This window comes from Streptomyces torulosus (assembly GCF_001419765.1).
In the GTDB taxonomy this organism is placed as follows: Bacteria; Actinomycetota; Actinomycetes; order Streptomycetales; family Streptomycetaceae; genus Streptomyces; species Streptomyces torulosus.
Genome location: NZ_LIRK01000111.1, coordinates 1 through 21,606, shown reverse-complemented (window position 1 = coordinate 21,606; position 21,606 = coordinate 1). Strand labels below are relative to the sequence as shown.

Genomic DNA, 21,606 nt, shown 5'->3' with positions numbered 1-21,606 from the left:
GAGCGCGGGCGGGGCCGGGGCGGATCACATCGCCCGGCACCGTGCCCGGAGTTCGCCCTTGACCACTTTGCCGCCGGCGTTGCGCGGCAGTTCGCCGACGAAGTCGACCGTCCTCGGGACCTTGTAGTTGGCCATCTCCCGGCGGGCCCAGGCGATGAGGTCGTCGGCGGTGACGAGGGAGCCGGGCCGGCGGACGACGAACGCCTTGCCGACCTCGCCGAGGCGGGTGTCGGGGACGCCGATGACGGCGACGTCGGCGACGTCCGGGTGGAGGCCGAGGAGCTGCTCTATCTCGGCGGGGTAGGCGTTGAAGCCGCCCACGATGAACATGTCCTTGATCCGGTCGGTGATGCGGAGGTTGCCCGCGTCGTCGAGGACACCGACGTCGCCGGTGCGCAGCCAGCCGTCGTCCGTGACGGCGTGGGCGGTCTCGCCGGGGTCCTCGAAGTAGCCGCGCATGACGTTGAAGCCGCGGACCCGGACCTCGCCGGGGGAGCCGGGCGGCAGCGGGGCGCCCGAGGGGTCCACGACCCGTACCTCGGTGCCGGGGACCGCCCGCCCGGAGGTCGAGGCGATCACCGACGGCTCGTCGCCGCGCCGGCACATCGTGACGATGCCGCTGGCCTCGGACAGCCCGTACGCGGTGAGGACGGTCTCGACGCGCAGCTCCGTGCGCAGCCGTTCGACGAGCCTCAGCGGGACCACCGCGGCGCCGGTGACGACCAGGCGCAGGGCGGAGAGGTCGTAGTCGTCGCGGTCCGGGTGGTCCAGGAGCGACTGGTGGAGCGTGGGCGGGCCCGGGAGGACGGAGACGCGTTCGGCGGCCACGTTGGCCATGGCCGTCTTCACGTTGAACACGGGCTGCGGGATCATCGTCGCGCCCCGCATGAGGCAGGCGATCACCCCGGCCTTGTAGCCGAAGGTGTGGAAGAAGGGGTTGACGATCAGATAGCGGTCGCCCCGGCGGAGCCCGGCGAGCCGGCACCACACCTCGTAGGCGCGCAGGGTCTGGGCGTGGGTGATGACGGCGCCCTTGGGGCGGCCGGTCGTGCCGGAGGTGAAGATGATGTCGGAGGGTGAGCCGCCGTCCAGTGCCGCCGCCCGCGCCCGTACCGTCGCCGCCGGGATGCCGTCGCCGCCCGTGAGGAAGTCCTTCCAGGTGCGGAAGTCGGTGGGGGCGTCGTCGGCGAGGACGACGACCTGTTCCAGGTACGGGAGGCCGGGCAGCGGCCCGCCGCCCACCACCGCCGGGCCCGCCGTCCGCCGCAGCACCCCCTGCCCGGCCGCCCGCCGCAGCGACGCCACGTAGGAGGTGCCGAGGAAGGTGCCGGTGACGAAGAGGATCTTGGCCCGGCTGCGGGCCAGGACGTCCGCGGCCTCGGCGCCCTTGAAGCGGGTGTTGAGCGGGACGAGCGCCGCCCCGGCGGAGACGGCGCCGAGCGCGGCGGTGATCCAGTCCAGGGAGTTGGGCGCCCAGATGCCGACCCGGTCGCCGGGTCGCACCCCGGCCGCGACGCACGCGGCCGCCGCCCGTTCGACGCGTGCGCCGAGGTCGGCGTACGACACGCGTGTCCGCCCCTCGACGACCGCCTCGGTCTCGCCGTACCGCTCGGCGGCGGCGCGGACCAGTCCCGGGATGGTCCCCCACTCCAGGTCACCGCGTACCTCCGCGTCGCCGCGTCCTTCCGAGTCACCGCGCACAGCCCGCCTCCGTACCCGAATCCCAGTAGCTGACTGACCGTCAGATTAGCTGTACGCTGACGGACTGTCAGCAGCGAGCGACGCCCCGGTGCGGAGGTGTGCCCCATGGCTCCCATGGCCGTGCTCAAGGACGCGACAGCGATCGTCGGCATCGGCCAGACCCCCTTCGCCAAACAACTCCCGGAGACGGAACGGGCGTTGGCGTGCAGGGCGATCCTCGCGGCGCTCGACGACGCCGGGATCGCGCCGGACGAGGTCGACGCGCTCGCCTCGTACACGATGGAGGAGACGGACGAGGTGGAGGTGGCCAAGGCCCTCGGCCTCGGCGGCCTCACCTTCTTCAGCAAGGTCGGCTACGGCGGCGGCGGTTCGTGCGCCACGGTCGCGCATCTGGCCGCCGCGATCGCCTCCGGTCAGGCCACGGTCGGTGTCGCCTGGCGGTCCCGCAAACGCGGCTCGGGCCCCCGCCCGTGGAAGAACACCACGGTCCAACTGCCCACCCCCGCCCAGTGGACGAGACCCTTCGGGCTGTTGCGGCCCGCCGACGAGATAGCCATGCTGACCCGCCGCCACATGCACGAGTACGGCACCACCCGCGACCACCTCTTCAACGTCGCGCTGGCCTGCCGCAACCGGGCCAACCAGAACCCGGCCGCGATCATGTACGACCGCCCGCTGACCCGCGAGATGTACATGACCTCCCGGTGGATCAGCGAGCCCCTGTGCCTGTTCGACAACTGCCTGGAGACGGACGGCGCGTTGGCGTGCGTCCTCGTCTCCGCCGAGCGCGCCCGCGACTGCCGGCGCACCCCCGTCTACGTCCACTCCGCCGCCCAGGGCCTGCCCGCCCAGCACCACGGCATGGTCAACTACTGGAACGACGACCCACTGACCGGCCCCGCCTGGACCGCCGCCCGGCATCTGTGGAAGCACGCGGACCTCACCCCGGACGACATCGACGTCGCCCAGATCTACGACGCCTTCACCGCCCTCATCCCCCTCTCCCTGGAGGGCTACGGCTTCTGCGCCCGCGGCGAGGGCGGCGCCTTCACGGAGGGCGGCGCCCTGGAGATCGGCGGCCGGCTCCCCCTCAACACCTCCGGGGGCGGCCTCAGCGAGGCGTATGTGCACGGGTTCAACCTGATCACCGAGGGCGTACGGCAGCTGCGCGGCACGAGCACCGCCCAGGTGCCCGGCGCCGCGGCCTGCCTGGTGACGGCGGGCGAGGGCGTACCGACCTCGGCCCTGCTGCTGCGGAACTGAGAAGACCGGGGAGTTGACGGAGCTGAAGGAGTTGAGGGCATGCTGACACCCGTCGTGGATGCCGACGGCACCCCGTTCTGGGAGTACGCCGCCCGGGGCGAACTGCGGGTCCAGACCTGCGCCGACTGCGGCGAGCCGCGCTTCCCGCCCCGGCCCTGCTGCCCGCACTGCCGGTCCTTCGACCACGAGTGGCGGCCCCTGAGCGGCCGGGGCCGCATCTGGTCGTACGTGCTGCCGCACCCCCCGCTGCTCCCGGACTACGCCGAGCAGGCCCCGTACAACGTGATCCTCGTCGAGCTGGCCGACGCCCCGCGCATCCGGCTCGTCGGCAACCTGGTGAGCGAGGCGGGGGCCCGCCTGGACTCCGTGCCCGCCGACCGCATCCGCATCGGGGCCCGCGTCCAGGCCGTGTTCACCCCGGAGGGCCTGCCCCAGTGGGTTCTGGAGCGCCCGTGACCGTACGCCTGACCACCGACAAGGACACGGGTGTCGCGCTGCTGACCCTGGACCGCCCGGAGAAGCTCAACGCGATCGACGCGGACATGGCCGACCGACTGGGCCGGATCTGGCGGGAGTTGCGGTTCGACGACACCGTGCGGGCCGTCGTCGTCACCGGCGCGGGCGGGCGGGCCTTCTGCACGGGTCTGGACCGCGACACGGCGGCCGAGGTGCCGCAGCCCAGCTCCCCCTACGCGATAGACGATCCGCTGCTCTCGATCGGCCCGAAGGCGAACGACCTCTGGAAGCCGGTGATCGCGGCCGTCGACGGCATGGCCTGCGGGGGCGCGTTCTATCTGCTGGGCGAGGCGGAGTTCGTGATCGCGGGCTCGACGGCCACGTTCTTCGACCCCCACACCACGTACGGCATGGTCAGCGCCTTCGAGTCGATCCTCATGGCCCAGCGGATGCCCTTCGGGGAGGCGACCCGCATGGCGCTGATGGGCACCGCCGAGCGGATGTCGGCGCGCCGGGCGTACGAGGTGGGCCTGGTGTCGGAGGTGACGGAACCGGGCGAGGCGGTGGCGGCGGCCCTGCGGTGCGCGGAGGTCGTCGCCGGGTGTCCGACGGAGGCCGTGCAGGGCACGGTACGGGCCTGCTGGGCGGCCCAGGAGGCGGCGCGGACGCATGCCCTGACGCACGCGCCGCACCTGATCTCGCTGGGCAACCTGCCCGCCGACCGGCAGTCCGAGCTGTTCGCGGGACGCCGGCCGGGCGGGTTCCGGGTGCGCTGAGCCCCGACGGGGCGGCTCAGAAGGAGGAGCGCTCCAGGTCGGTCAGCTTGCAGCTGCCGCCGCTCGCGCCACCGTCCTCGACCGCGCCGGCGGGCGCCTTCACGTCGATGGTGGCGGACTCGCCCGGCGGCACCGAGGGGATGAGGTTGTCCTCGGCGGTGTGCAGCACGCTGCCGCTCGCGTCCGTGAACTCCAGGTCGAACGTGTAGGAGTACGTGGCGGTGGAGCTGCTGTTGGTGGCGCGGACACGGGAGACGAGACCGTTGTCGTAGGTGCAGGTCTCGATCTTCAGATCCCTGGCGGCGCCGCGCTTGGAGCTCGACGAGCCGCCGGTCCCCACGGTGCTGCTGCCGCCCGAGGTGGACGAGGAACTGCTGTCGGAACCACCGGAGCTGCTGGAGCCGCCGCTGGAGCTGGACGAGCTGGACGAGGACGAGCCGCCCGAGCAGCCGCCACCGTGGGAGCCGCGGGCTCCGGTGAGGGCGATGACGGCGACACCAAAGACGGCGACGGCACGGATATGACGGGACTTCACGTGTTCAACCCCCGTTGAAACGTTGCGAAATGAGTGCCCAAATGGCGAAACGCCAGCACAATGCTGGCAGGTGCACGCCACGATAGCAGCGATTCGACCACGGCTTTCGGGGCAAGCGATTGCCCTCCGGGGACGGGGACGGACTTGTGACGCCGACCGCCGGGCTGCCACGCGGAGCGCCGACGTGCCGCCCTCATACAGGGCGGGAGCGAACGGCCCCAGAGGGGCCGCGCCCCTCAGAACATGGTGTTGTCGTTCGCCGAGGTCTCCGGCACGTCCTGGATCACGTCCCAGTGCTCGACGATCTTGCCGCCGCGCACCCTGAAGAGATCGATGATCGCCTGCCCCCGCTCCCCCGGCGCGTTCACGTAGTGGCTGTGGACGGCCACGAGGTCACCCTCGGCGATGACCCGCTTCGGGTCGACCTTCAGCTGCGGGAACTGCTCGAAGTACGCGCCCAGTCCGACCTTCACACCCTCCACGCCGTCCGCGATGTTGGGGTTGTGCTGGTGGTACTCCGGACCCCAGTACTTGTCGATGGCGGACAGGTCCTTGTCCACCAGAAGCTGATCGAAGGCCCGGGTGACCAGCTTCTTGTTGTACGCGGTGAGCCATCGGGGGCCCGGCTGCTCGGTGCGCGGCCGACTCTCCGTGGAGAACATGTCATTGCCGTTGGCCGTCGTCTCCGGGACGTTCTGGCCTACGTCCCAGTGTTCGGCGATCTTCCCGCCCTGGAAGCGGAAGATGTCGAAGACGGCGGTGCCGCGGGTGCCGGGGACCAGGACGACGTTGGAGTGCACGAGCACCATGCTGCCCTCGGAGGTCACCCGCTTGATGTCGTACTTGGCGTCCGGGAACTGCTGGGCGATGACGGTGCCGAGGTTCTTCAGCGTCTCGGCGCCGTCGGGGGCGAGCGGGTTGTGCTGGATGTAGTCGGGCCGTACGTAACGGTCCACGACCTCCGTGTCACCTTCCTCGAACACGCCCTTGAGGACCCGGACGGCGACGGCCTTCTGATGGTCGAGGCGAGCGGCGTCGCCGTGACCGGCGTGCTGCACGGAAGCTGACGGAGCCGCCGCCACGGCGGGTACGGCGACGAGGGGCGAGGCGAGGGCGACAGCCGCGAGCGCGGCGACGAGGGTCCGGCGAGCAGACATGGTGGGGGACACGATGCTCCGATCTGGGGATCTTGAGAGTTCAAGCTTGCGCCCCCCAAAGGAAAGCACTAACTATCAGTTAGTGCAATGCTGTCGAGGTCTTCGAGCGGCAGCCCGTGAGATGGCGGTGAAGGCCAGGAGGTGTGCGGCCGAGCCCTCGCCGACGTCGGTGTCGGCGTACGCGGTGCCTCGTCAAACTCGGTGCCGAGCTGCGGCGTTCGGCACTCGTAGACTGCGCGGCCATGACACAACGATGGCCCTTCGTCCACCACGTCACCTTCATCGCCTCGGACCTTGAGGCGAGCACCCGCTTCTACACCGCCGCGCTCAAGCCTCTCGGTGTGGTCGGGGAAGCGGCTGACGGTGGAGCGGAGTTCTGGGAGGAGGAGCTGGACACTCCTTCCTTCGGCCTGTACCCCGCGGGCGACGCCACGGTGACCCGGGGCGCGCACATCGCGTTCACCGCACGCGACCGAGCCTCGGTCGACGCCTTCTACGAGGCCGCCCTGGCCGCCGGTGGCACATCCCGGCACGAACCCCGGCTCTGGCCCGAGTACCGCGCCTATTGCGCGTTCGTGGACGACCCGGACGGCAACACCGTGGAAGCGGTGTACAAGGAGCAGGCGTAGGTCAGTTGGGCGCGGCCGGGAGGCGTCGTGTTCCCCGGCCGTCACCCGCGCCGCTCAGTCGGACAGTGATGGCGCTCCCGAAGGCGCACGGCCCCCGTCGGCCGGCGGGTACTGAGCACGGTGAACACCCCCGCGACCGCGGTCTGGTCTGGCTCGTCGAGGAACTGCGTTCGACGTGGAGTTCGCCCGGCTGCGGGACGAGGGCGCGTCGGCCCGCGCGTCTCGGCCCGCCGCTCCCTCGGCCGGCTCGACGGGCCTGATCGTGGACGAGGGCCGTCGCGTCAGTCGTGGGTGGAGTCGAGGTGCCAGACCGTGGCCTTGTCCAGCTTCACCGAGCCGTTCTCGGCGAAGACCTGGACTCCCTGGCTGGCGGGGTCGGGGAAGATCTGGTCGGTGATCACCGCTTCGCCGCTGCCGCCGAAGACCTCGACGGACGACCAGTCGACGAGGACCCGCAGTTTGATCTTTCCGTTCACCGCCTTCAGGGGCGCGGTCTGGATGCCGGGGAAGGTGCTGCCGAAGTCGACGGCGCCGGAGCGGGTGCGGTCGACGTACAGCTCCTGGGTCGTGGTGTCGTAGCCGATGACGGTCTCCTCGCCCCCGGCGCCGGTGCGCACCTTGAGCCCGAAGCGTGCGGCGTCCTTGACGGAGAACATGGCCTCGATGTCGAGCGCCTTGCCGTCCGCGGCGGGACCGACCAACGCCTTCGAGGTGTTCGTCACGGTGCCCGGGGTCGCGGTCGCCGGGGCCTGCCGCAGGGACTTCACGCTGCTCACCGGCTCACTGGTCAGCCGGACCCGGCCGTCGACGGTGCGCAGCGCCATCTGGCGGGGGATGCTCTGCGCTCCGCGCCAGGGGGAGGTGGGGACGGCGCCGGCGTAGTCCCAGTTGCTCATCCAGCCGATCATGTACCGCTTGCCGCCCGGGGCGTCCTCCCAGGAGACGGCCGCGTAGTAGTCCTGGCCGTAGTCGGCCCAGTGGGCGCGCCGCAGCACGGAGAGGGCGGGGGAGTCGGCGGCGGTGAACCGGTCGGCGAGGATGTGGCCCCAGCCGCCGGTGTTCATGTCGACGAGTTGGATCCGCGCCTTCTTGCCGCGATAGGGGCGCATGTCGAAGGAGGCCCAGTCCAGCTTCTCGCTGTCGGTGCCGGTCGCGCTGCGGACGACCTGGCCGTCGACGATCAGGTTGACGGAGGTCTCCTGGGAGCCGGGCCGGGCCCGGGTGTCGGACAGCGTGATCTGGTCGACGTTGATGTGGCCCCAGCCGCCCGTGTTGTCGTCGACCACTCTGATCCGCGCCTTCTTGCCGGCGAGGTCCCGGACGTCCCAGGAGGCGGCTTCGAGTGCCTCGGCGTCCTTCCCGGTGGCGCTGCGGACGACCTGGCCGTCGACGAGGAGTTCGAGGGCGGTGGGGGCGGCGGAGCCGACGGGGTGGTTGCCGCCGCCGATGAGGAAGTTGACGTACCTCTTGTCGAGGGTGAACTCGGGCGAGGTGAGCGTGCCGGTGCCGGCGTCGCCGTTCAGGAAGGTGTTGACGAGGCCGCCGCCCTGGAAGCCGGAGACCTGCTGCTGACCGGGAAGCGTGCCGGTGGCCGGGGCCGGGCCGAACGCGTCGCCGGTCGTCGTCCAGTCGCCGTAGGCGCCGCCGTCGAAGTCGGCGAGGACCTTCCCGGGCTGGTGCGGGTGCCGGCCGCCGCCGACCTTGAAGTTCAGGTACGGACTGTCGACGGTGAAGGGGGGCGAGGTGAGGGTGCCGGTGGTGGCGTCCCCGGAGTGGAAGCTGTTGGCGAGACCCTTGCCGTCGAAGCCGGTGACGTTCTGCTGACCGTCGAGCGTCCCGGCCGCCGGTCCCGGCCCGAACGCGGTGCCCGTGGCCGTCCACGAACCGAAGCCGGTGCCCTCGAAGTCCTGGACGACGGTCCCGGCGGGCGGGGTGTAGGTGCCGTCCTCGTCGGCGGTGAACTTCGTGCCGTCGAAGTCGCCGATGAAGTACTGGGCCGCCGAACCGCCCGCGATACCACCGGGATTGAGGTTCACGACCAGGACCCACTTGACGTTGTTCGCGTCCCCGTCGACGGCGAGGGGGAACAGATCGGGGCACTCCCACACACCGCCCGTCGCGCCGACCGGGCCGAACTCGCTGAGCTGCGTCCAGTCCTTGAGGTTCTTGGAGGAGTAGAACCGCACCTTGTGCTCGGCGGACAGCGACACCGTCATCAGCCAGCTCTTGGTCGGCGCGTACCACTGGACCTTGGGGTCGCGGAAGTCGCGGGATCCGATGTCGATGACCGGGTTGCCCTGGTACTTGGTCCAGGTGCGGCCGCGGTCGGTGCTGTAGGCGAGCGCCTGGGACTGCACGCCGGTGGTTTTGTCGTGGCGGGTGTAGATCGCCACCATGGGCGGGTTCTTCCTGGTGCCGAACCCCGTGGTGTTGTCCGTGTCGACGACGGCGCTGCCGGAGAACACCATCTCCTTGTCGTCGTGCGACAGGGCGAGCGGCAGCTGCGTCCAGTGCACGAGATCCGTGCTCACGGCGTGGCCCCAGGACATGTCGCCCCAGGAGTTGCCGCTGGGGTTGTACTGGTAGAAGAGGTGGTACTCGCCCTTGTAGTACACAAGGCCGTTGGGGTCGTTCATCCAGTTCTGCTCCGGAGTGAAGTGGAACTGGGGACGATAGGTCTCGGAGTACGGCGGGGCGTCGGCCGCGGTGGCCTGAGGGGTGAGCAGGGCGGCGGACAGGCCGCAGACGGCAGCCGCCGCCGCGATCATCCGCCCGCGGGCAGGCCGGTGTACACGTCCAGAGCTCATGGCGTCTCCTGTGCTGCGGCGCCCACGCAGCACAACCTGCGGCGGGCGGCCCGACGATGTGGCGCCCTGGCCCGCGCTGTCGTCCACACCGCCGACCAGAGAGTGTCAGCGTTGACATATGTCAACGCTGACATCGAGTGGCCCGATGATGAGCGCCACCCGGCCAACACGTCAATGGTTCGAACCGGATTGCCGGTTCACGGCCCATCCGGCGAGGGGATACCCGCATGTCTCGGCGCGGCGGAACTTACGGTTTGTGGACTTACGGTTTGTGGGTGACCCAGAGCAGTTCCGCCGGCCAGCGGTGTGCCCAGTCGGGTGGGTCGGTCTCGTTGTAGCCGTTGGGGGTTCCGGGTTCGGGCCGCGGCTCGATGAGGTCGTCGATGACGAGACCCGCGCCGCGCAGCACCTTGACCCAGTCGCCGTACGTGAGCTGATAGCTGGTCGCACCGTCACCTTCGGCGATGCTGTTCAGCCCGAAGTAGTCCTTCTGCAGCGTCGTGGTCACACGGCTGGCGGCTTCGTCGTAACAAGCCTCGAACCATGGGCTGGCGACGTTGAACACCAGGCGCCCGCCTCGGACCAGGACGCGTGCGGCCTGCGGGACGGCCAGGTGCGGGGGCGCCCAGCTGAGCCCACCGAAGTCGCAGAACACCAGGTCGAAGCTGTCGTCGGCGAAGGGGAGTCGTTCGGCGGCGCCCTGCACCAGCGGGTAGCGGACCGCTCCCATCGCGTCGGCCGCCGCGGCGAGTTGGGCTTCGGACAGGTCGAGCCCGACCACGGTGGCGCCCTCGGCGGCGAGCGCCCTGGACCACTGGCCGGCACCGCAGCCGAGTTCGAGGACGCGCTTGCCGGTGACGTCGCCCAGCGCGCCCAGGTGGGCGTCGGGGACGGAGTACATGCCCCACAGCCGGGGTGCGGCGCCGATCTGCGGGTCGTGTCGCTGCTGGTAGGCGCTGCTGATCCGGTTCCAGAGCCGCCGATTGGCGGGAATGCTGTCCACGCGCCGACTCCAGCACCGGGTGCCGGGGGCGGTCAACCGGATTAGACGTCATCTCATTTGGTTAGTCTGTGATAGCAGACGAGGGTGCACGCGATGCTCGTGAAGGCGAGGAAGTGCTCGCCTTTGCGCTCGTAGCGTCGGTGGAGACGGCGGCATCCGGCGCGCCAGGACATGGTCCGTTCGATGGTCCACCGGTGGCGGCCCAATCGCTGCGAGGTCTCGATGCCCTTGCGGGTGATGTGGTGGGTGATGCCGCGTTGCCGTAACCAACGCCGCAAGTAGGAGTAGTTATAGCCCTTGTCGGAGTGGAGTGACCGCTGCTCACGTGGCGGGGCGGAAGACGACAGCGGTGCCCAGAGCGGTGTCGGCCGGCACGAACATGTCGCCGGCTGGTGTCTCGCGAACGGGGAGCCCGTTGCGGCGCAGCAGGTCGCGAGTGAGGGCGAGGTCACGTACGACGACGGTGTAGCCAACGAGCGCCGGGAGCGCGGGGGGCCGCTCGCCCGGCAGGGCGGTCGCCAGACCCGAGCTGGGCACGAGTTTCAGGGCGGCACCATCGAGGTCGAAGACATGAGCGGGCCCTTCCTGCCGTGCCGACCGGCCGAGGTACGTCTCGTACCGCCGCCGAACCGCGACCAGTTCCGGGTCGGCGACGCAGAGCATCGCCTCGACGAGCTCGACGGCGCCGTTGGGGTGATCGAGGCGGCGGGCGCCTTGGACGTCCGGGTCCAGGTCGGCGACGAAGCCCACCCGCCCCTCTGCGACCGTGCCCGGCCTGACATCGGGCCCCTCACCGTCGATCTCCAGGTAACGGACCGTCTCCACCGGGGCTTTTGCACCCTCGGGTGCGGCTCGCCGCACTGTGTTGACCCCGCCGTGCCGTACGCCGGCGGCGGTCAGGCGCCCGGCTACCTCATCGATGACGGGCGACGAAAACATGAGGATGTGTACCCCCTGGAAGCGGTCCAGGCACGCGGCCAGGTTGGCGCTGGTCTCGCCGATTCGTTCCACTAGCAGGGATAACACCTCGGTCGGCGCCTCCAGGGGAACGAGGTGTGCGTCAGCCGGCAGGCTTCCGGCGTCTCCTTCCTTCACCCATGTCGCGAGTTCGAGGAAGGAACTCGGGAAATCCGCATGAGTGTTGGCGGCGCCGAAGGGTTCGGGCGCCGCGCCCTCCCGTCGGGACATCGCCGGACAGCTGGGCGGTGGCATGACGAACCCCAGCCGCTCGTACAGGCTGATCGCTTGAGCCATGTTCTCGACGATGTGGCCCACGTGGTGGATGCGGGCAGTGTCGTGTCCCATAGCCGTCACCGTAAGGAAGGGGCAATCACCGGTCAACGCACAGCAGAGTGGGGCCACCATGTGCCACTGGCGCACTCGACGATCCACTGGATCTCTACTGCACCAGCGCGTACGTCGGTCAACCGACGTTGTTTCGACCAAAAGAGACGATGTCTCAGGGGCCACAGTCGGCTTTCGCCTCGCCCCCGCCCTGGCTCGGCCCATGATCCGCCGGACGCCCCCTGGCTGTCGCGGGTCAGGACGTCGGTGACGGCGCGTAGTGGTGGGCAAGGTTGGTGGCGAGGTCGCTGAGGTGAGCCCTGGCTTCGGTGGGGCCGTGCACGGTGATGGCGCTCCCGAACGGCAGGAGTTCTCGCACGTCCTCCAGACGTAGGAAGCGGATCGTCACCTTGTGGCCGGCGGCGGACCGGGCGGTGGCCGCCGCGTCCTCATGGTCGACCCGGACGAGTCGTTGGCCGAAGATCCGTTGCGCTCGCTCGATCTGGGTCTGGTCGATGGTGGCGCTGACCTCTACCGCGTGGTTGCGTTCCCACTGGTCAACGAGCGCTGCGGCGACGGTGGCCAGGGTCTGGTCCTCGCGGATCCGTCGTGGCTGGTCGACTTCCTTCCACGCCGTGATCCGTTCGAGCCGGTACATCCGTGGCTCTCGGGCACGGTCGGCGACGAGGTACCAGATGCCGGCCTTGGCGAACAGTCCGTAGGGATCCACGACCCGGCCGCGTGGGCATGACTGGCGCGGGCTATCGTACTCGATCCGTAGTCGGCGACCTCGCCGCACCGCGCCGATCAGCGAAGCCGGGGTCATGTCGGAGGCTTGTCCCTGACGCCAGGGACGGCTGTCCACGTGCACCACGTCAGTGAGCGGCAGGAGCTCATCGACGCGACGTGGCTGTGCAGCGGCGATCTTGGAGAGAGCGCGCCGACTTTCGACCGAGGCGTCGAGCTCCGCGCGTTGCTTCTCGTCCAGCCCGGTGAGCGACAGATGATCACGCTCGCCCGGTGTGAGTCGCGTGAGGTCGAACCCGGACCCGGGCAGCATGGTCACGCCTCCGAGGCGGCCCCGTTGCGCGGTCACCGGCAGGCCGGCGTCGCGGAGCCAGTTCAGGTCCCGGGTGATGGTGCGAAGTGACACCCCGAGCGCCGAGGCGAGTTCCTGCGTGGTCACGGCATCCCTCGATGCGAGGAGCAGCATCAGGGAGAAGAAGCGATCCGGGGTCACACACCTATTTTTCCGCGAAATTGCGACAGGATGCGGCGCATATCCCGGTCAGGCTGGCGGACGCGTACCTCCGACCTGCGAGAAGGAAAACCCATGACCACATCCGTCGTGTCCATCGTCTACGTGAACGACGCTCCCGCCGCGGCCCGCTTCTACGGCGACCTCCTCGGCATGAGCCCCTCGTTCGAGACACCGGGCTACATCACCTTCGCCCTCGGGCCGGGCGCCGACCTCGCCGTCTGGTCCGGCCAGTTCGAGGACCTGTCACCGGACGTCCCGCGCACCAGCGAGGTGTGCCTGGCCGTTGCCGGTGGCCCCGACGACATCAACGCGATCTTCAAGCGGTGGCAGTCCAAGGGGGTCACGATCCTGTCCGAGCCGCATGATGCGGGGTACGGCCTGACCTTCCTCGCGGCCGACCCCGACGGCAACCGTATCCGCGTGGCACCGCGGGGCTGAGGCCGCGATGCGGCAGGCGCGCACGACGGGTGTGGCGCCTGCCGTCGTCTGCCTTTGAGGACGACGAGTGCGCCACGCGAGTGCGCCCCTGAGCGTCGAGCGGCCGCAGGCGGCTCGCGAAGGTGTCAACCGCTTGAAGCAGTGGCGGGGCATCGCCACTCGATACGAGAAGACCGCCACCATCTACCTGGCCGGACTCCACATCGCAGGCATCTTCCTCTGGTCCGCCCGGTGATCCAATGGGGACTACGATCTGGCGATCTCTTGCCGGAGCTGGTGGGTGAAGCGACGCAGGAGGTCCAACGTCTCTCGGAACTCGGCCCGGCGGTCGTCCCTGCCGTCGGTGGGCCGGGTGCTCCAGACCCGACGCGCGAGAGCATCGGCGAGATCGACGGTGTCGCTGGCACAGAGCAGGTAGAGGGCCGAGCGGGCTTCCTGCATCTGGTTCGCCAACTCATTGGCTCCGGGACCGTCGCCACTCAGCTGTGTTTCCTTCAGGTAGTCCAGCAGCTGAACCACGGCCGTGTCGAAGCCGATCCCGGCTTTGAGCTTCTGCTCGCGGAGCCACATGCGATCCTGTCGGCGCGCGGTGAACCACGAACCGAACACCGCCCCTATGAGGCCGATAGCGGCCCCGATGGCCACGGACAGGATGTTCTCCACGGTCAGCTCCCCCCTCGACGTACAGCGCAGCCAGGCTACAGAGGCCGCCGGAGGCGCCGCACTCGACGAGCACCCTCACATGCCAAGGGTTCGGTGATCCGAACGAAACGGCCTAGCCGAACGCGCCGCTCTTGGCACCGTCGAGGAAAGCACGCCAGCCAGCAGGGGTGAGATGGAGGAGCGGGCCGTAAGGGTTCTTGCTGTCGCGGACGGCACGGCCGCCGGTGGAGGTGGGGGCGACTTCAACGCAGTTGCCCTCCCCTCCGGAGTGCGAGGACTTCCGGAAGTGGCCTATGACCTCGGTCACGATGCGTCTTCCTTGCTACGTCGCAGTGCGCTGCGAATCAGCAGCGCACTGGCATCGGGTGCCAGTGCTGCCGATCGTAGATGGTCGTGCGCATGGGCGTAAGCCGCGAGGTCCTCGGGTGCCTCCAAGACAGAAGTGCCCCGCAGGTTTTCCAGAGTTACGGCTTCGACGATCGGCTCGGATTCGAAGCTGAAGGAGGAGAAGGGATCAGTCAGGCCCGCCACCGCTCCCGCGCTGAACGGCAGGACCTGCACGGTGACATTCTTCCGCTCGCCTACCTCGAGAATCCTGGAAAGCTGTTCCCGATGGAGGTCAGGGCTCACTGCCGGGTGGGCGATCACCGCTTCCCAGATGATGACGGCGTACGTTGCCCCGCCCTCCTCGATCTTCGCTTGCCTCCCCGCACGCACCTTCACCAGATGGGCGATCCGGTCAGGGGCGATGTAGTGAGGAGTCGCCGAGATGACCGCCTCCGCATAGGCCGGGGTTTGCAGAAGCCCTGGCACCAGAACCGGGGACCACTCACGGATGTACGTTGCGTCGTCCTCCAACGCGATGTGGTCGAGGTAGTCCGGCCGTAGGTGCTCCGCGTGTTCGAGCCACCAGCCACGGTTCTTGGAGTGCTTGGCCAAGTCCTCCAGCTTGTCGCGGACGTCCTGGTCCGCAATGCCGTACGCATCCAACAACAGCCGCACCTCGATGACTCGGGGTGTCGCATGCCCCGTCTCAATGCGGCTGATCCTTGCCTGACTTGACGCGATCACTTCGGCGGCCTGCGGCTGATCCACCTTGGCGGCCTGCCGATACGTCCTGAGCGCCGAACCCAAGCGCCTACTGCGCACGGTCGGCCGTCCACCTGCGGGCATGGGCACCCCCCTCTCCACCGGCAACCATGCCACGCCCGGCTCACCCAGAGAGCGGCACCACTCCATCGAGTGACACTCATGCATGTATTCAGTCGTTGTCATTGCACGAGTCGCGAATCTGCCCCTAGCTTCCAAGCACGCGCCGCCCTTCAGCGGCCGGTGTTGACGACACGTCAGGGGGTCTCCTCGTCATGCCCGCACTCGCCCCTCGCCCTTCCCGCCCGCGCCGTGACTCCTTCCGCATCCCCAAGCGCAGACGGCACGTCCCCGAGGCTCGGGCCGAGGTGCGGCGGATCCTCAAAGACTGGGCGGTCAATGGTGAACTCACCGACGACATCGCCACCGTGGCCACCGAACTCGTCACCAACGCCGTACGGCACTGCCAGGTGCCCCTCGCCGAGATCGAGGTGACCCTCTCGATCCGGGGCTGCGGCCTGCTCTTGGAGGTGGCGGACCCGGACCGCGGGCGGCTCCCGGCGCCGCGCCCGGAACCCGGCCCGGAGGCCGACGGCGGCCTCGGGCTCGTGCTCGTTGCCGCGCTGGCGGAGCGGTGGGGGTGCGAGGCGCGGCCGTTCACCAAGTCCGTGTGGGCCTACTTCCTCGTGCCCTCGGAGTCCGGGTGCGACCAGTAACCCTGCCGCCGCTCAGCCCCGCACGCGGCCGGTGGCGCCGCTGGGCCGCGCGCTCGGAACGGCATCGCGCCGTACACGGCCGCTGGCTGCCGCCGCTCCCCCGCGAACCGTGCTGGGAGCCCGCGCGTCCCCACAGGAATGCGCGCCCCGAGGAGCCGGTGCACGCGGAACGGGATCTCGTACGGCCTTACGTGGCCGCCTACTTGAGGGAGGAGCAGCCGAGATGGGCATGAGCGAGGGAGAGCCGGGGGCGCGGCCCGAGCAGCCGGACCCGGTCAGTGCCACATTCCACGCGTGGCTCGACCACGTCCTCGTCTGCGACGACGGCTGCCGCGTCCCGGCACGCCACTGCTACCACTCGGCTCTGCTGGGCGACCACCACCGCGAGGCCACGAGAGCCGAGAGAGCAGCGCGTCCCCGGCGATGAACCGACGGCAATGCGGCATGCGTCGGCGACGCGGACCGACGACGCCAGGCGTCAGAGCGGCGGTCTCGTACCCGAGGGACTTGTGCGCCCCGGTGATGACGGTCGTCGTCATGCGTCCACTCTCGGCCCGCGCGCGTCACGAACGACCTCCACACCGACGGCCCCCTGCCCCCTGCCCCCGGCGCCCGGCCTGCGATCCACGCCGTAGTGCCAGGAGGCCGACCCGCACTCCACAAACCGAGTAGAGACGCTCAAGCGGGCCATGTACGGCCGAGCCTCGTTCCGACTCCTCCGGATACGCATTCTCACCCGGCCATGATCTTCGTTACTGCAGCCGGGCCAGCCATGCCGACTCACCAGGCTTGACACGTTCCGCGTCTCGTGGTCGACCAGGACGAGGCCGCCACCATGCGGATTCTCCGCGTGCACGGGCGGGCTCGGCCTTGCACCGAGCCCACCGCTCCCACTCCACCCGTTCCTGATCGCTCGCTGTGACGCTCACCCGGTTCGGCGTACGTCGTTGCCCGCGAACGTCAGGAACAGCGGAGCCGGACCTGTGTCACGCCATTGGCTAGCGCTGCAGTGTCAGTACCCCCGGGCGGTACGGCAGGAGGCCGTAGTCCCCGCCCTCGCTGCTGGGGTCGCGCCCCTGGTAGAGGAACTGCAGGTTGCAGGGGTCAATGGTCTTGGTCTGGTCGGGGTTGGTGCGAACCAGATCGCCGTGGCTGATGTCCTTGGTCCAGGTCGCGCCGCTGTTGGCACTGCCGGCGAAGGGGCTGGTCACGGTGTTGGCCTGCGGTGACGGTGTCCAGGTGCCGTTGAGGCTGGTGGCCGTGAACGCGCGGAAGTAGCGACCGTACCCGGTGTAGTTCTGGGCCTCGACGATCATGACGTACTGGTTCTGGCCCTGGACCTTGTAGACCTCCGGCGCCTCGAACAGGTCGAGCGATGATTCGCTCATGATCTTCGTGTACGAACCGAAGGTGCCCGGGAAGTTGCCGATGGGCATGCTGGCGCGGTAGATGCCGCCCTCGTCGTCGGCGAAGAACATGTACATGTTCGTGTCATCGCCGATGAGGGTCACGTCGAGGGGGCCCCTCTTGCGGGTCGTGCCGTCGGGATTCACAACGTCCGGGAGGGTGGTCGTGAAGAGATCCTGCTGCGGGCCCCAGCCGTTGGGGTTGGTGGGGTCGGTCGAGGTGCGGTAGGAGAAGGTGTAGGGCCAACCCCCGTTGTAGGCGAGCACCCAGAGGTTCTTCGGGGCGAAGTAGAACAGCGTCGGCGCGATGCCGTCGAAGGGGATCGTGGTCTGGGTGGCGGTGGCCATGTCGGACCAGTTCGTGAAGGGGCTGAAGGTCATCAATCCCCAGCGCCCATCGTTACCGGCGAGGTTGTTGTGCGACGTGGCGTAGACGACGTGCTTGCCGTTGTAGACGACGTTGGTGAAGTCCTTGAGCGCGGACCACCCCGCCTTCGGCTGCGCCAGCGGGCCGGTCGAGTTCCACCGGTAGGTCGACGGAAGAGCACACGCGTTGCTCGCCCCGGCCAGGCCGGTCCACTTCTGGTTGGCGCCGCCGGTGCACGACCAGAGCTGCGCCACTGTGCCGTTGGCCGAACCCCAGCCCGCGGCTTCCAGGCACAGCCCGGACCGCACGCCGACGATCGTGCCGTCGGAGTTCACCCGCCACTGCTGGTTGTCACTGCCGGTGCACGACCAGATCTGCACCGCGGTCCCGTTCGTGGTACCGCCGCCCCGGGCATCCAGGCACTTGTTGCCGTACACGGTCAGCTGGTTGCTGTCCGTCAACGTCCACTGCTGGTTGACTCCACCGTGGCAGTCCCAGATCTGGACGTTCGCGCCGTCGGTCTGGCTGAAGCCCGACACGTCGAGACACTTGCCGGAAGCAACACCGCGCACGTCGCTGGTGGTGGCCGCCTGGGCCGGGCTGGCGACGAGCAGCGCCGCCAACGCGGCCAGGGCCGCGACCGCGGCGGCGAGCACCGCGGACGGGCGTCTGCGGCTGAAACTACGTCTGTGCATAAGGACCTCGTCATCCTTGAGCAAGCGACACCGGTTCGGCCCGTCAGAGGCTGTCCGGAGGCGGTGTGGTGCGGCCCTGAAGTGTTCGATATCGCGAACACGGGTCGAAGTGTCGAGCAACTGGATCATAGGGTTCCGGTGGTCAGCGTCAATACCTGTCGCAAAACTCGCGGGCAGAAACGTTCGCAGGCTGAAACCGGAGGGCTTCAAGTCCCGTGGTGGTACGAGTCTTCGGCGTGAGGATCAGGTAGCGGTGCGGGCGCGGGCTTGGTGATCATTACGGATCCCGACCGGGTCGCTCACCCGAGCCTCTGGCTCGACTCGGTGCCCGACCAGGCCTTGCGGCGGCGTGCGGCTACCGGTCGTCCGCCCAAGCTGGACGACGCCCAGGTCGAGACCGTCCGGACCGTGTTGGAGAGAGAACCCCAAGCCCATGGTTTCGAGGCCGATCTGTGGACCCTGGAGCGAGTCGGCGCCGTCGTGGAGCGCGTGACGGGAGTGGTGCTGTCAAGGGCGTCGGTGTGGCAGTTGCTGACCGGCCGTCTCGGACGGAGTCTGCAGCGGCCTGAGCGGCGGGCGGTCGAGAGGGACGAGTCAGAGATCGCCCGCTGGATCGCGCACGAGTGGCCGCGGATCAAAGTCGCCCCGGACGCCCGAGCCGCCCTCCACGCCGTGGACCCGGGCGGGACGCCCACGCGCCCCGCCCTCAGCTCGTGCGGGCCGTCGCCCTCAGCTCGTGCGGGCCGTCCCCGTCCCCTTCTCCGCGTCCAGCGCGTACACACAGCGGTCCTTGCTGCACGCGTACACCACGCCGTCCTTGACCACCGGGGAGCCGGTGATCTCCCCGCCCGTCGCGAGCTTCCACCGCAGGCGTCCGTCGTCCGCCTTCAGCGTGTAGAGGAGGTGGTCGGTGGAGCCGAAGTGGATGCGGCCCTCCGCCACCGACGGGGCGCCGACGATCTCGCCGCCCGCCTGGAAGCGCCACTTCGGCGTGCCCGTGACCGCGTCGAGGGTGTAGAGCCCCTTGCCGCTGCCGACGTGGACATGGCCGGCGGCGACCAGGACCGGTTCCAGGGAGGAGCGGGACTCCGTCGCGATCCTCCAGCGGTCGCGGCCGTCGGTCGCGTCGAGGGCGTAGACCGTGCCCAGGTAGTCGGCCAGGTAGACGCCGCCGCCCGTGACGGCGGGGCCGGGGGCGAACGTCGGCGCGGACAGGAACACCGCCGGTGCCTCGAAGTGCCAGCGGACATGGCCGCTCGCCACGTCGATGGCGAGGACCCGGCTGCCCGCGGAGACATACACATAGCCGTCCGCCGCCGGGGTCAGCCGGACGGGGACACCGCCGCAGGACGCCGCGTCGCCGATGGGGTACGACCAGCGCTCCTCACCCGTACGGGCCTCCAGGGCGCGCAGCCGGGCGTCCTTCCAGACGTAGACCGTGCCGTCGTGGACGAGCGGCCCGGCCTCGGGGGACTCGAAGTCGGTCTGGGTGCCGGTGATCTCCCAGAGCTTGTGCCCGTTGGACGCCTCCCAGCCCTGGACGCCGCCGCCCCGCGTGGCGGTGACGACGGTGCCCCGGTCGGCCTTCAGCGAGTACACCCACGCGTCGGTGGACAGCCGCCACAGGTCGGCGCCCTCCCGTGCGTCGAGCGCGAAGAGCGTGGGGCCGTCGGAGGCGTGGATACGGCCGTCCGCGACCGCCATCGACCAGGCGACGTCACGGGTCTTGAAACGGCGCCGCCCGGTGGCCACGTCCAGGGCGTGCACCTCGAAGGAGGTGACGTAGACGAGGTCGCCGGCGACGGACGGGGTGCCCCACACATCGTTCGACATGCGGAAACGCCAGGGGCGCCAGCCGGAGGCGGCCGGCTCGTGCGCGGGCTGGGCGGTCACGGCGGGCGCCGGGTCGGCGCCGTTCACGCCGGCGCGGGGGCGCGACCAGGACGCGGCGAGGCCCGCCTCGGGCGGGGGCGCCTTCACGGCGGCGGCGCGGGCGTCGGCGACCCGCGGGCCGGGCCCGATGGGCACCTGCGCGCCGGCCAGCCGTACCGGCCCGGTGTCGGGGGCGCCGACGGAGACGGGCGCCGGGTCGTACGAGGGCGGGGGCGGCACGGGGGCCGGAGCTGTGGGTCGGCCGCCGCCGCTGCGGCCGCCGGAGGTCTGGCCCGGCTTGGGGGACGGGCGCCCGCCGCGGCGGGTCTCGATGAGGCCGACGGCCTTCTCGGGCAGCCACGCCGACGCCGTACCGCTGTCGTCGGACCCGGAGCCGAAGAGATGGGGGGCGAGCTGCGCCTGGAGGTCCGCCGGGTTGGGCCGGGCGGTCGGGTCCATCTGCATACAGGACTCGATGAGGGGCCGCAGGTCGTCCGGGAGCCCGGACAGGTCGGGGCCCTCACGCAGCAGCATGAAGACGGTCTCGACGGGGTTCGCGCCATGGAAGGGCGCGTGCCCGGTGGCCGCGAAGACGAGCATCGACCCGAGCGAGAAGACGTCGCTGGCGCCGGTGACGCTGCGCGAGTCCTTCGCCTGCTCGGGGGACATGTACGCGGGGGTACCGACGGCGACGTTCGTCATCGTCAAACGGGTGTTCGAGACACCGGAGGCGATACCGAAGTCGATCACGCGGGGCCCGTCCTCGACGACGAGGACGTTCGACGGCTTGAGGTCGCGGTGGACGAGACCGGCGCCGTGGATCGACTGGAGGGCCTCGGCGACACCCGCGGCGAGCCAGCGCACGGCCTGGACCGGCAGCGGTCCGCAGTCGTTCACTATCTCTTCCAGCGAGGGCGCGGGGACGTACGCGGTCGCCAGCCACGGCACGGCGGCCCGCGGGTCGGCGTCGACCACGGCCGCCGTGTAGAAGCCGGACACCGCGCGGGCCGCCTCGACCTCGCGCGTGAACCGCACCCGGAAGAGCTGGTCCTCCGCGAGTTCCGTCCGCACGGTCTTGATCGCCACGCGCCGACCCGACGCCGAGCGCGCCAGATAGACCAGCCCCATGCCGCCGGCACCCAGCCGTCCCAGCACCTCGAACGGCCCGATCCGCCGCGGATCGTGCTGCGTCAGCTGATCCACTTGCCCTGCCACCTCCCCGTACGGCCCGCGTCACCCACGTTGTGTGCGCGGCCCCGTGCAGCGTCTCACCACCGCACCGCCCTGGCGGCACGCACCCCGATTCTTCCTGTACCCGGGGCAGGTTGCGAACCCGGGGGCGGAACGGGGTGTCTCAGGACAAAACCACGTCGTCCGCCCCGTGGGAAGCGGGGGCCCGCATGATGGAACACCGCGAACGGTGGCGTACCACCGGCGCACAACCCCCTCGCCCGCCCCCAGGACACTCGCCAACGCCTACCCGTACGA

19 protein-coding genes and 2 pseudogenes are annotated in these 21,606 nt (G+C 70.0%); 8 read left to right on the top strand and 13 right to left on the bottom strand.

Annotated features, from left to right (window positions below; all coding sequences use genetic code 11):
• Positions 1-24: 24 nt before the first annotated feature.
• A complete protein-coding gene (locus AOK23_RS08625; RefSeq protein WP_055712158.1) occupies positions 25-1,701 on the bottom strand; it encodes a FadD3 family acyl-CoA ligase in 1,677 nt (558 codons plus the stop codon).
• Between the two features lie 114 nt (positions 1,702-1,815).
• On the opposite strand from AOK23_RS08625, the gene AOK23_RS08620 reads away from it, so the two are divergent.
• The 3 genes from AOK23_RS08620 to AOK23_RS08610 are packed head-to-tail and all read left to right on the top strand — an operon-like array spanning position 1,816 to position 4,196.
• Entirely contained in the window at positions 1,816-2,964 is a 1,149-nt protein-coding gene (locus AOK23_RS08620; RefSeq protein WP_055712157.1) for a lipid-transfer protein, read from the top strand.
• A gap of 39 nt (positions 2,965-3,003) precedes the next feature.
• Positions 3,004-3,420 carry a Zn-ribbon domain-containing OB-fold protein gene (locus AOK23_RS08615; RefSeq protein WP_055712156.1) on the top strand — a complete coding sequence of 139 codons (417 nt, stop codon included), beginning with the start codon at positions 3,004-3,006 and terminating at the stop codon, positions 3,418-3,420.
• The gene (locus tag AOK23_RS08610) at positions 3,417-4,196 is read left to right on the top strand and encodes an enoyl-CoA hydratase/isomerase family protein (RefSeq protein WP_055712155.1); all 780 of its coding nucleotides are present in this window, start codon (positions 3,417-3,419) and stop codon (positions 4,194-4,196) included. The genes AOK23_RS08615 and AOK23_RS08610 overlap by 4 nt, the downstream gene beginning before the upstream one ends.
• A 16-nt stretch (positions 4,197-4,212) precedes the next feature.
• On the opposite strand, the gene AOK23_RS47760 is transcribed toward AOK23_RS08610, so the two are convergent.
• On the bottom strand, positions 4,213-4,731 hold the full coding sequence (locus AOK23_RS47760; RefSeq protein WP_157877979.1) for a hypothetical protein: 519 nt from the start codon (positions 4,729-4,731) through the stop codon (positions 4,213-4,215).
• 236 nt (positions 4,732-4,967) lie between these two features.
• On the bottom strand, positions 4,968-5,888 hold the full coding sequence (locus tag AOK23_RS08595) for a nuclear transport factor 2 family protein (protein WP_079049374.1): 921 nt from the start codon (positions 5,886-5,888) through the stop codon (positions 4,968-4,970).
• 242 nt (positions 5,889-6,130) lie between these two features.
• On the opposite strand from AOK23_RS08595, the gene AOK23_RS08590 reads away from it, so the two are divergent.
• Positions 6,131-6,517, top strand: coding sequence for a VOC family protein (locus AOK23_RS08590; RefSeq protein ID WP_055712151.1), 387 nt, complete (start codon positions 6,131-6,133; stop codon positions 6,515-6,517).
• Between the two features lie 281 nt (positions 6,518-6,798).
• On the opposite strand, the gene AOK23_RS08585 is transcribed toward AOK23_RS08590, so the two are convergent.
• The 5 genes and pseudogenes from AOK23_RS08585 to AOK23_RS08570 all read right to left on the bottom strand — a co-directional run bounded on the left by AOK23_RS08585 (position 6,799) and on the right by AOK23_RS08570 (position 12,851).
• On the bottom strand, positions 6,799-9,324 hold the full coding sequence (locus AOK23_RS08585; protein ID WP_055712150.1) for a GH32 C-terminal domain-containing protein: 2,526 nt from the start codon (positions 9,322-9,324) through the stop codon (positions 6,799-6,801).
• Positions 9,325-9,586: 262 nt separating this feature from the next.
• Positions 9,587-10,327 (bottom strand): class I SAM-dependent methyltransferase, encoded by a 741-nt coding sequence (locus tag AOK23_RS08580; RefSeq protein WP_055712149.1) that lies wholly within the window; start codon positions 10,325-10,327, stop codon positions 9,587-9,589.
• Between the two features lie 53 nt (positions 10,328-10,380).
• A pseudogene (locus AOK23_RS44710) lies at positions 10,381-10,677 on the bottom strand (transposase); the annotation flags it as partial.
• Positions 10,649-11,632, bottom strand: coding sequence for a VOC family protein (locus tag AOK23_RS08575; protein WP_055712148.1), 984 nt, complete (start codon positions 11,630-11,632; stop codon positions 10,649-10,651). The pseudogene AOK23_RS44710 and the gene AOK23_RS08575, both read right to left, overlap by 29 nt.
• Positions 11,633-11,867: 235 nt before the next feature.
• Positions 11,868-12,851 (bottom strand): helix-turn-helix transcriptional regulator, encoded by a 984-nt coding sequence (locus AOK23_RS08570; protein ID WP_055712147.1) that lies wholly within the window; start codon positions 12,849-12,851, stop codon positions 11,868-11,870.
• A gap of 93 nt (positions 12,852-12,944) precedes the next feature.
• On the opposite strand from AOK23_RS08570, the gene AOK23_RS08565 reads away from it, so the two are divergent.
• Positions 12,945-13,310 carry a VOC family protein gene (locus AOK23_RS08565; RefSeq protein ID WP_055712146.1) on the top strand — a complete coding sequence of 122 codons (366 nt, stop codon included), beginning with the start codon at positions 12,945-12,947 and terminating at the stop codon, positions 13,308-13,310.
• Between the two features lie 246 nt (positions 13,311-13,556).
• Here AOK23_RS08565 and AOK23_RS08555 read toward each other — a convergent pair whose 3' ends face one another.
• The 3 genes from AOK23_RS08555 to AOK23_RS08545 form a co-directional block, all read right to left on the bottom strand.
• Positions 13,557-13,973 carry a hypothetical protein gene (locus tag AOK23_RS08555; protein WP_055712145.1) on the bottom strand — a complete coding sequence of 139 codons (417 nt, stop codon included), beginning with the start codon at positions 13,971-13,973 and terminating at the stop codon, positions 13,557-13,559.
• Positions 13,974-14,085: 112 nt separating this feature from the next.
• Complete coding sequence (locus AOK23_RS08550) at positions 14,086-14,280, bottom strand: DUF397 domain-containing protein (RefSeq protein ID WP_055712144.1); 195 nt, start codon at positions 14,278-14,280, stop codon at positions 14,086-14,088.
• A complete protein-coding gene (locus AOK23_RS08545) occupies positions 14,277-15,146 on the bottom strand; it encodes a helix-turn-helix domain-containing protein (protein WP_055712159.1) in 870 nt (289 codons plus the stop codon). Before AOK23_RS08545 ends, AOK23_RS08550 begins: the two co-directional genes overlap by 4 nt.
• 191 nt (positions 15,147-15,337) lie before the next feature.
• Between AOK23_RS08545 and AOK23_RS08540 the strand changes: the two genes are divergently transcribed.
• Positions 15,338-15,778, top strand: coding sequence for an ATP-binding protein (locus AOK23_RS08540; RefSeq protein ID WP_055712143.1), 441 nt, complete (start codon positions 15,338-15,340; stop codon positions 15,776-15,778).
• Between the two features lie 223 nt (positions 15,779-16,001).
• Positions 16,002-16,205, top strand: coding sequence for a hypothetical protein (locus tag AOK23_RS08535; RefSeq protein ID WP_055712142.1), 204 nt, complete (start codon positions 16,002-16,004; stop codon positions 16,203-16,205).
• Between the two features lie 571 nt (positions 16,206-16,776).
• Here the strand turns inward: AOK23_RS08535 and AOK23_RS08530 are convergent.
• Positions 16,777-18,246 (bottom strand): non-reducing end alpha-L-arabinofuranosidase family hydrolase, encoded by a 1,470-nt coding sequence (locus AOK23_RS08530; protein ID WP_206336153.1) that lies wholly within the window; start codon positions 18,244-18,246, stop codon positions 16,777-16,779.
• Between the two features lie 270 nt (positions 18,247-18,516).
• Between AOK23_RS08530 and AOK23_RS51855 the strand changes: the two are divergent.
• Positions 18,517-18,855, top strand: a pseudogene (locus tag AOK23_RS51855) (winged helix-turn-helix domain-containing protein); the annotation flags it as partial.
• 120 nt (positions 18,856-18,975) lie between these two features.
• On the opposite strand, the gene afsK reads toward AOK23_RS51855, so the two are convergent.
• Positions 18,976-21,321 carry a protein serine/threonine kinase AfsK gene (afsK, locus tag AOK23_RS08525; protein WP_055712140.1) on the bottom strand — a complete coding sequence of 782 codons (2,346 nt, stop codon included), beginning with the start codon at positions 21,319-21,321 and terminating at the stop codon, positions 18,976-18,978.
• Between the last annotated feature and the right edge of the window lie 285 nt (positions 21,322-21,606).

Bases quoted from the DNA above. Each gene is read 5' to 3' on its own strand.
- AOK23_RS08590 (WP_055712151.1), top strand. From the start codon at position 6,131: ATGACACAACGATGGCCCTTCGTCCACCACGTCACCTTCATCGCCTCG.
- AOK23_RS08615 (WP_055712156.1), top strand. From the start codon at position 3,004: ATGCTGACACCCGTCGTGGATGCCGACGGCACCCCGTTCTGGGAGTAC.
- AOK23_RS08540 (WP_055712143.1), top strand. From the start codon at position 15,338: ATGCCCGCACTCGCCCCTCGCCCTTCCCGCCCGCGCCGTGACTCCTTC.
- AOK23_RS08595 (WP_079049374.1), bottom strand. From the start codon at position 5,888: ATGTCTGCTCGCCGGACCCTCGTCGCCGCGCTCGCGGCTGTCGCCCTC.
- AOK23_RS08530 (WP_206336153.1), bottom strand. From the start codon at position 18,246: ATGCACAGACGTAGTTTCAGCCGCAGACGCCCGTCCGCGGTGCTCGCC.
- AOK23_RS08565 (WP_055712146.1), top strand. From the start codon at position 12,945: ATGACCACATCCGTCGTGTCCATCGTCTACGTGAACGACGCTCCCGCC.
- AOK23_RS08585 (WP_055712150.1), bottom strand. From the start codon at position 9,324: ATGAGCTCTGGACGTGTACACCGGCCTGCCCGCGGGCGGATGATCGCG.
- AOK23_RS08620 (WP_055712157.1), top strand. From the start codon at position 1,816: ATGGCCGTGCTCAAGGACGCGACAGCGATCGTCGGCATCGGCCAGACC.
- AOK23_RS08575 (WP_055712148.1), bottom strand. From the start codon at position 11,632: ATGGGACACGACACTGCCCGCATCCACCACGTGGGCCACATCGTCGAG.
- AOK23_RS08545 (WP_055712159.1), bottom strand. From the start codon at position 15,146: ATGCCCGCAGGTGGACGGCCGACCGTGCGCAGTAGGCGCTTGGGTTCG.
- AOK23_RS08535 (WP_055712142.1), top strand. From the start codon at position 16,002: ATGGGCATGAGCGAGGGAGAGCCGGGGGCGCGGCCCGAGCAGCCGGAC.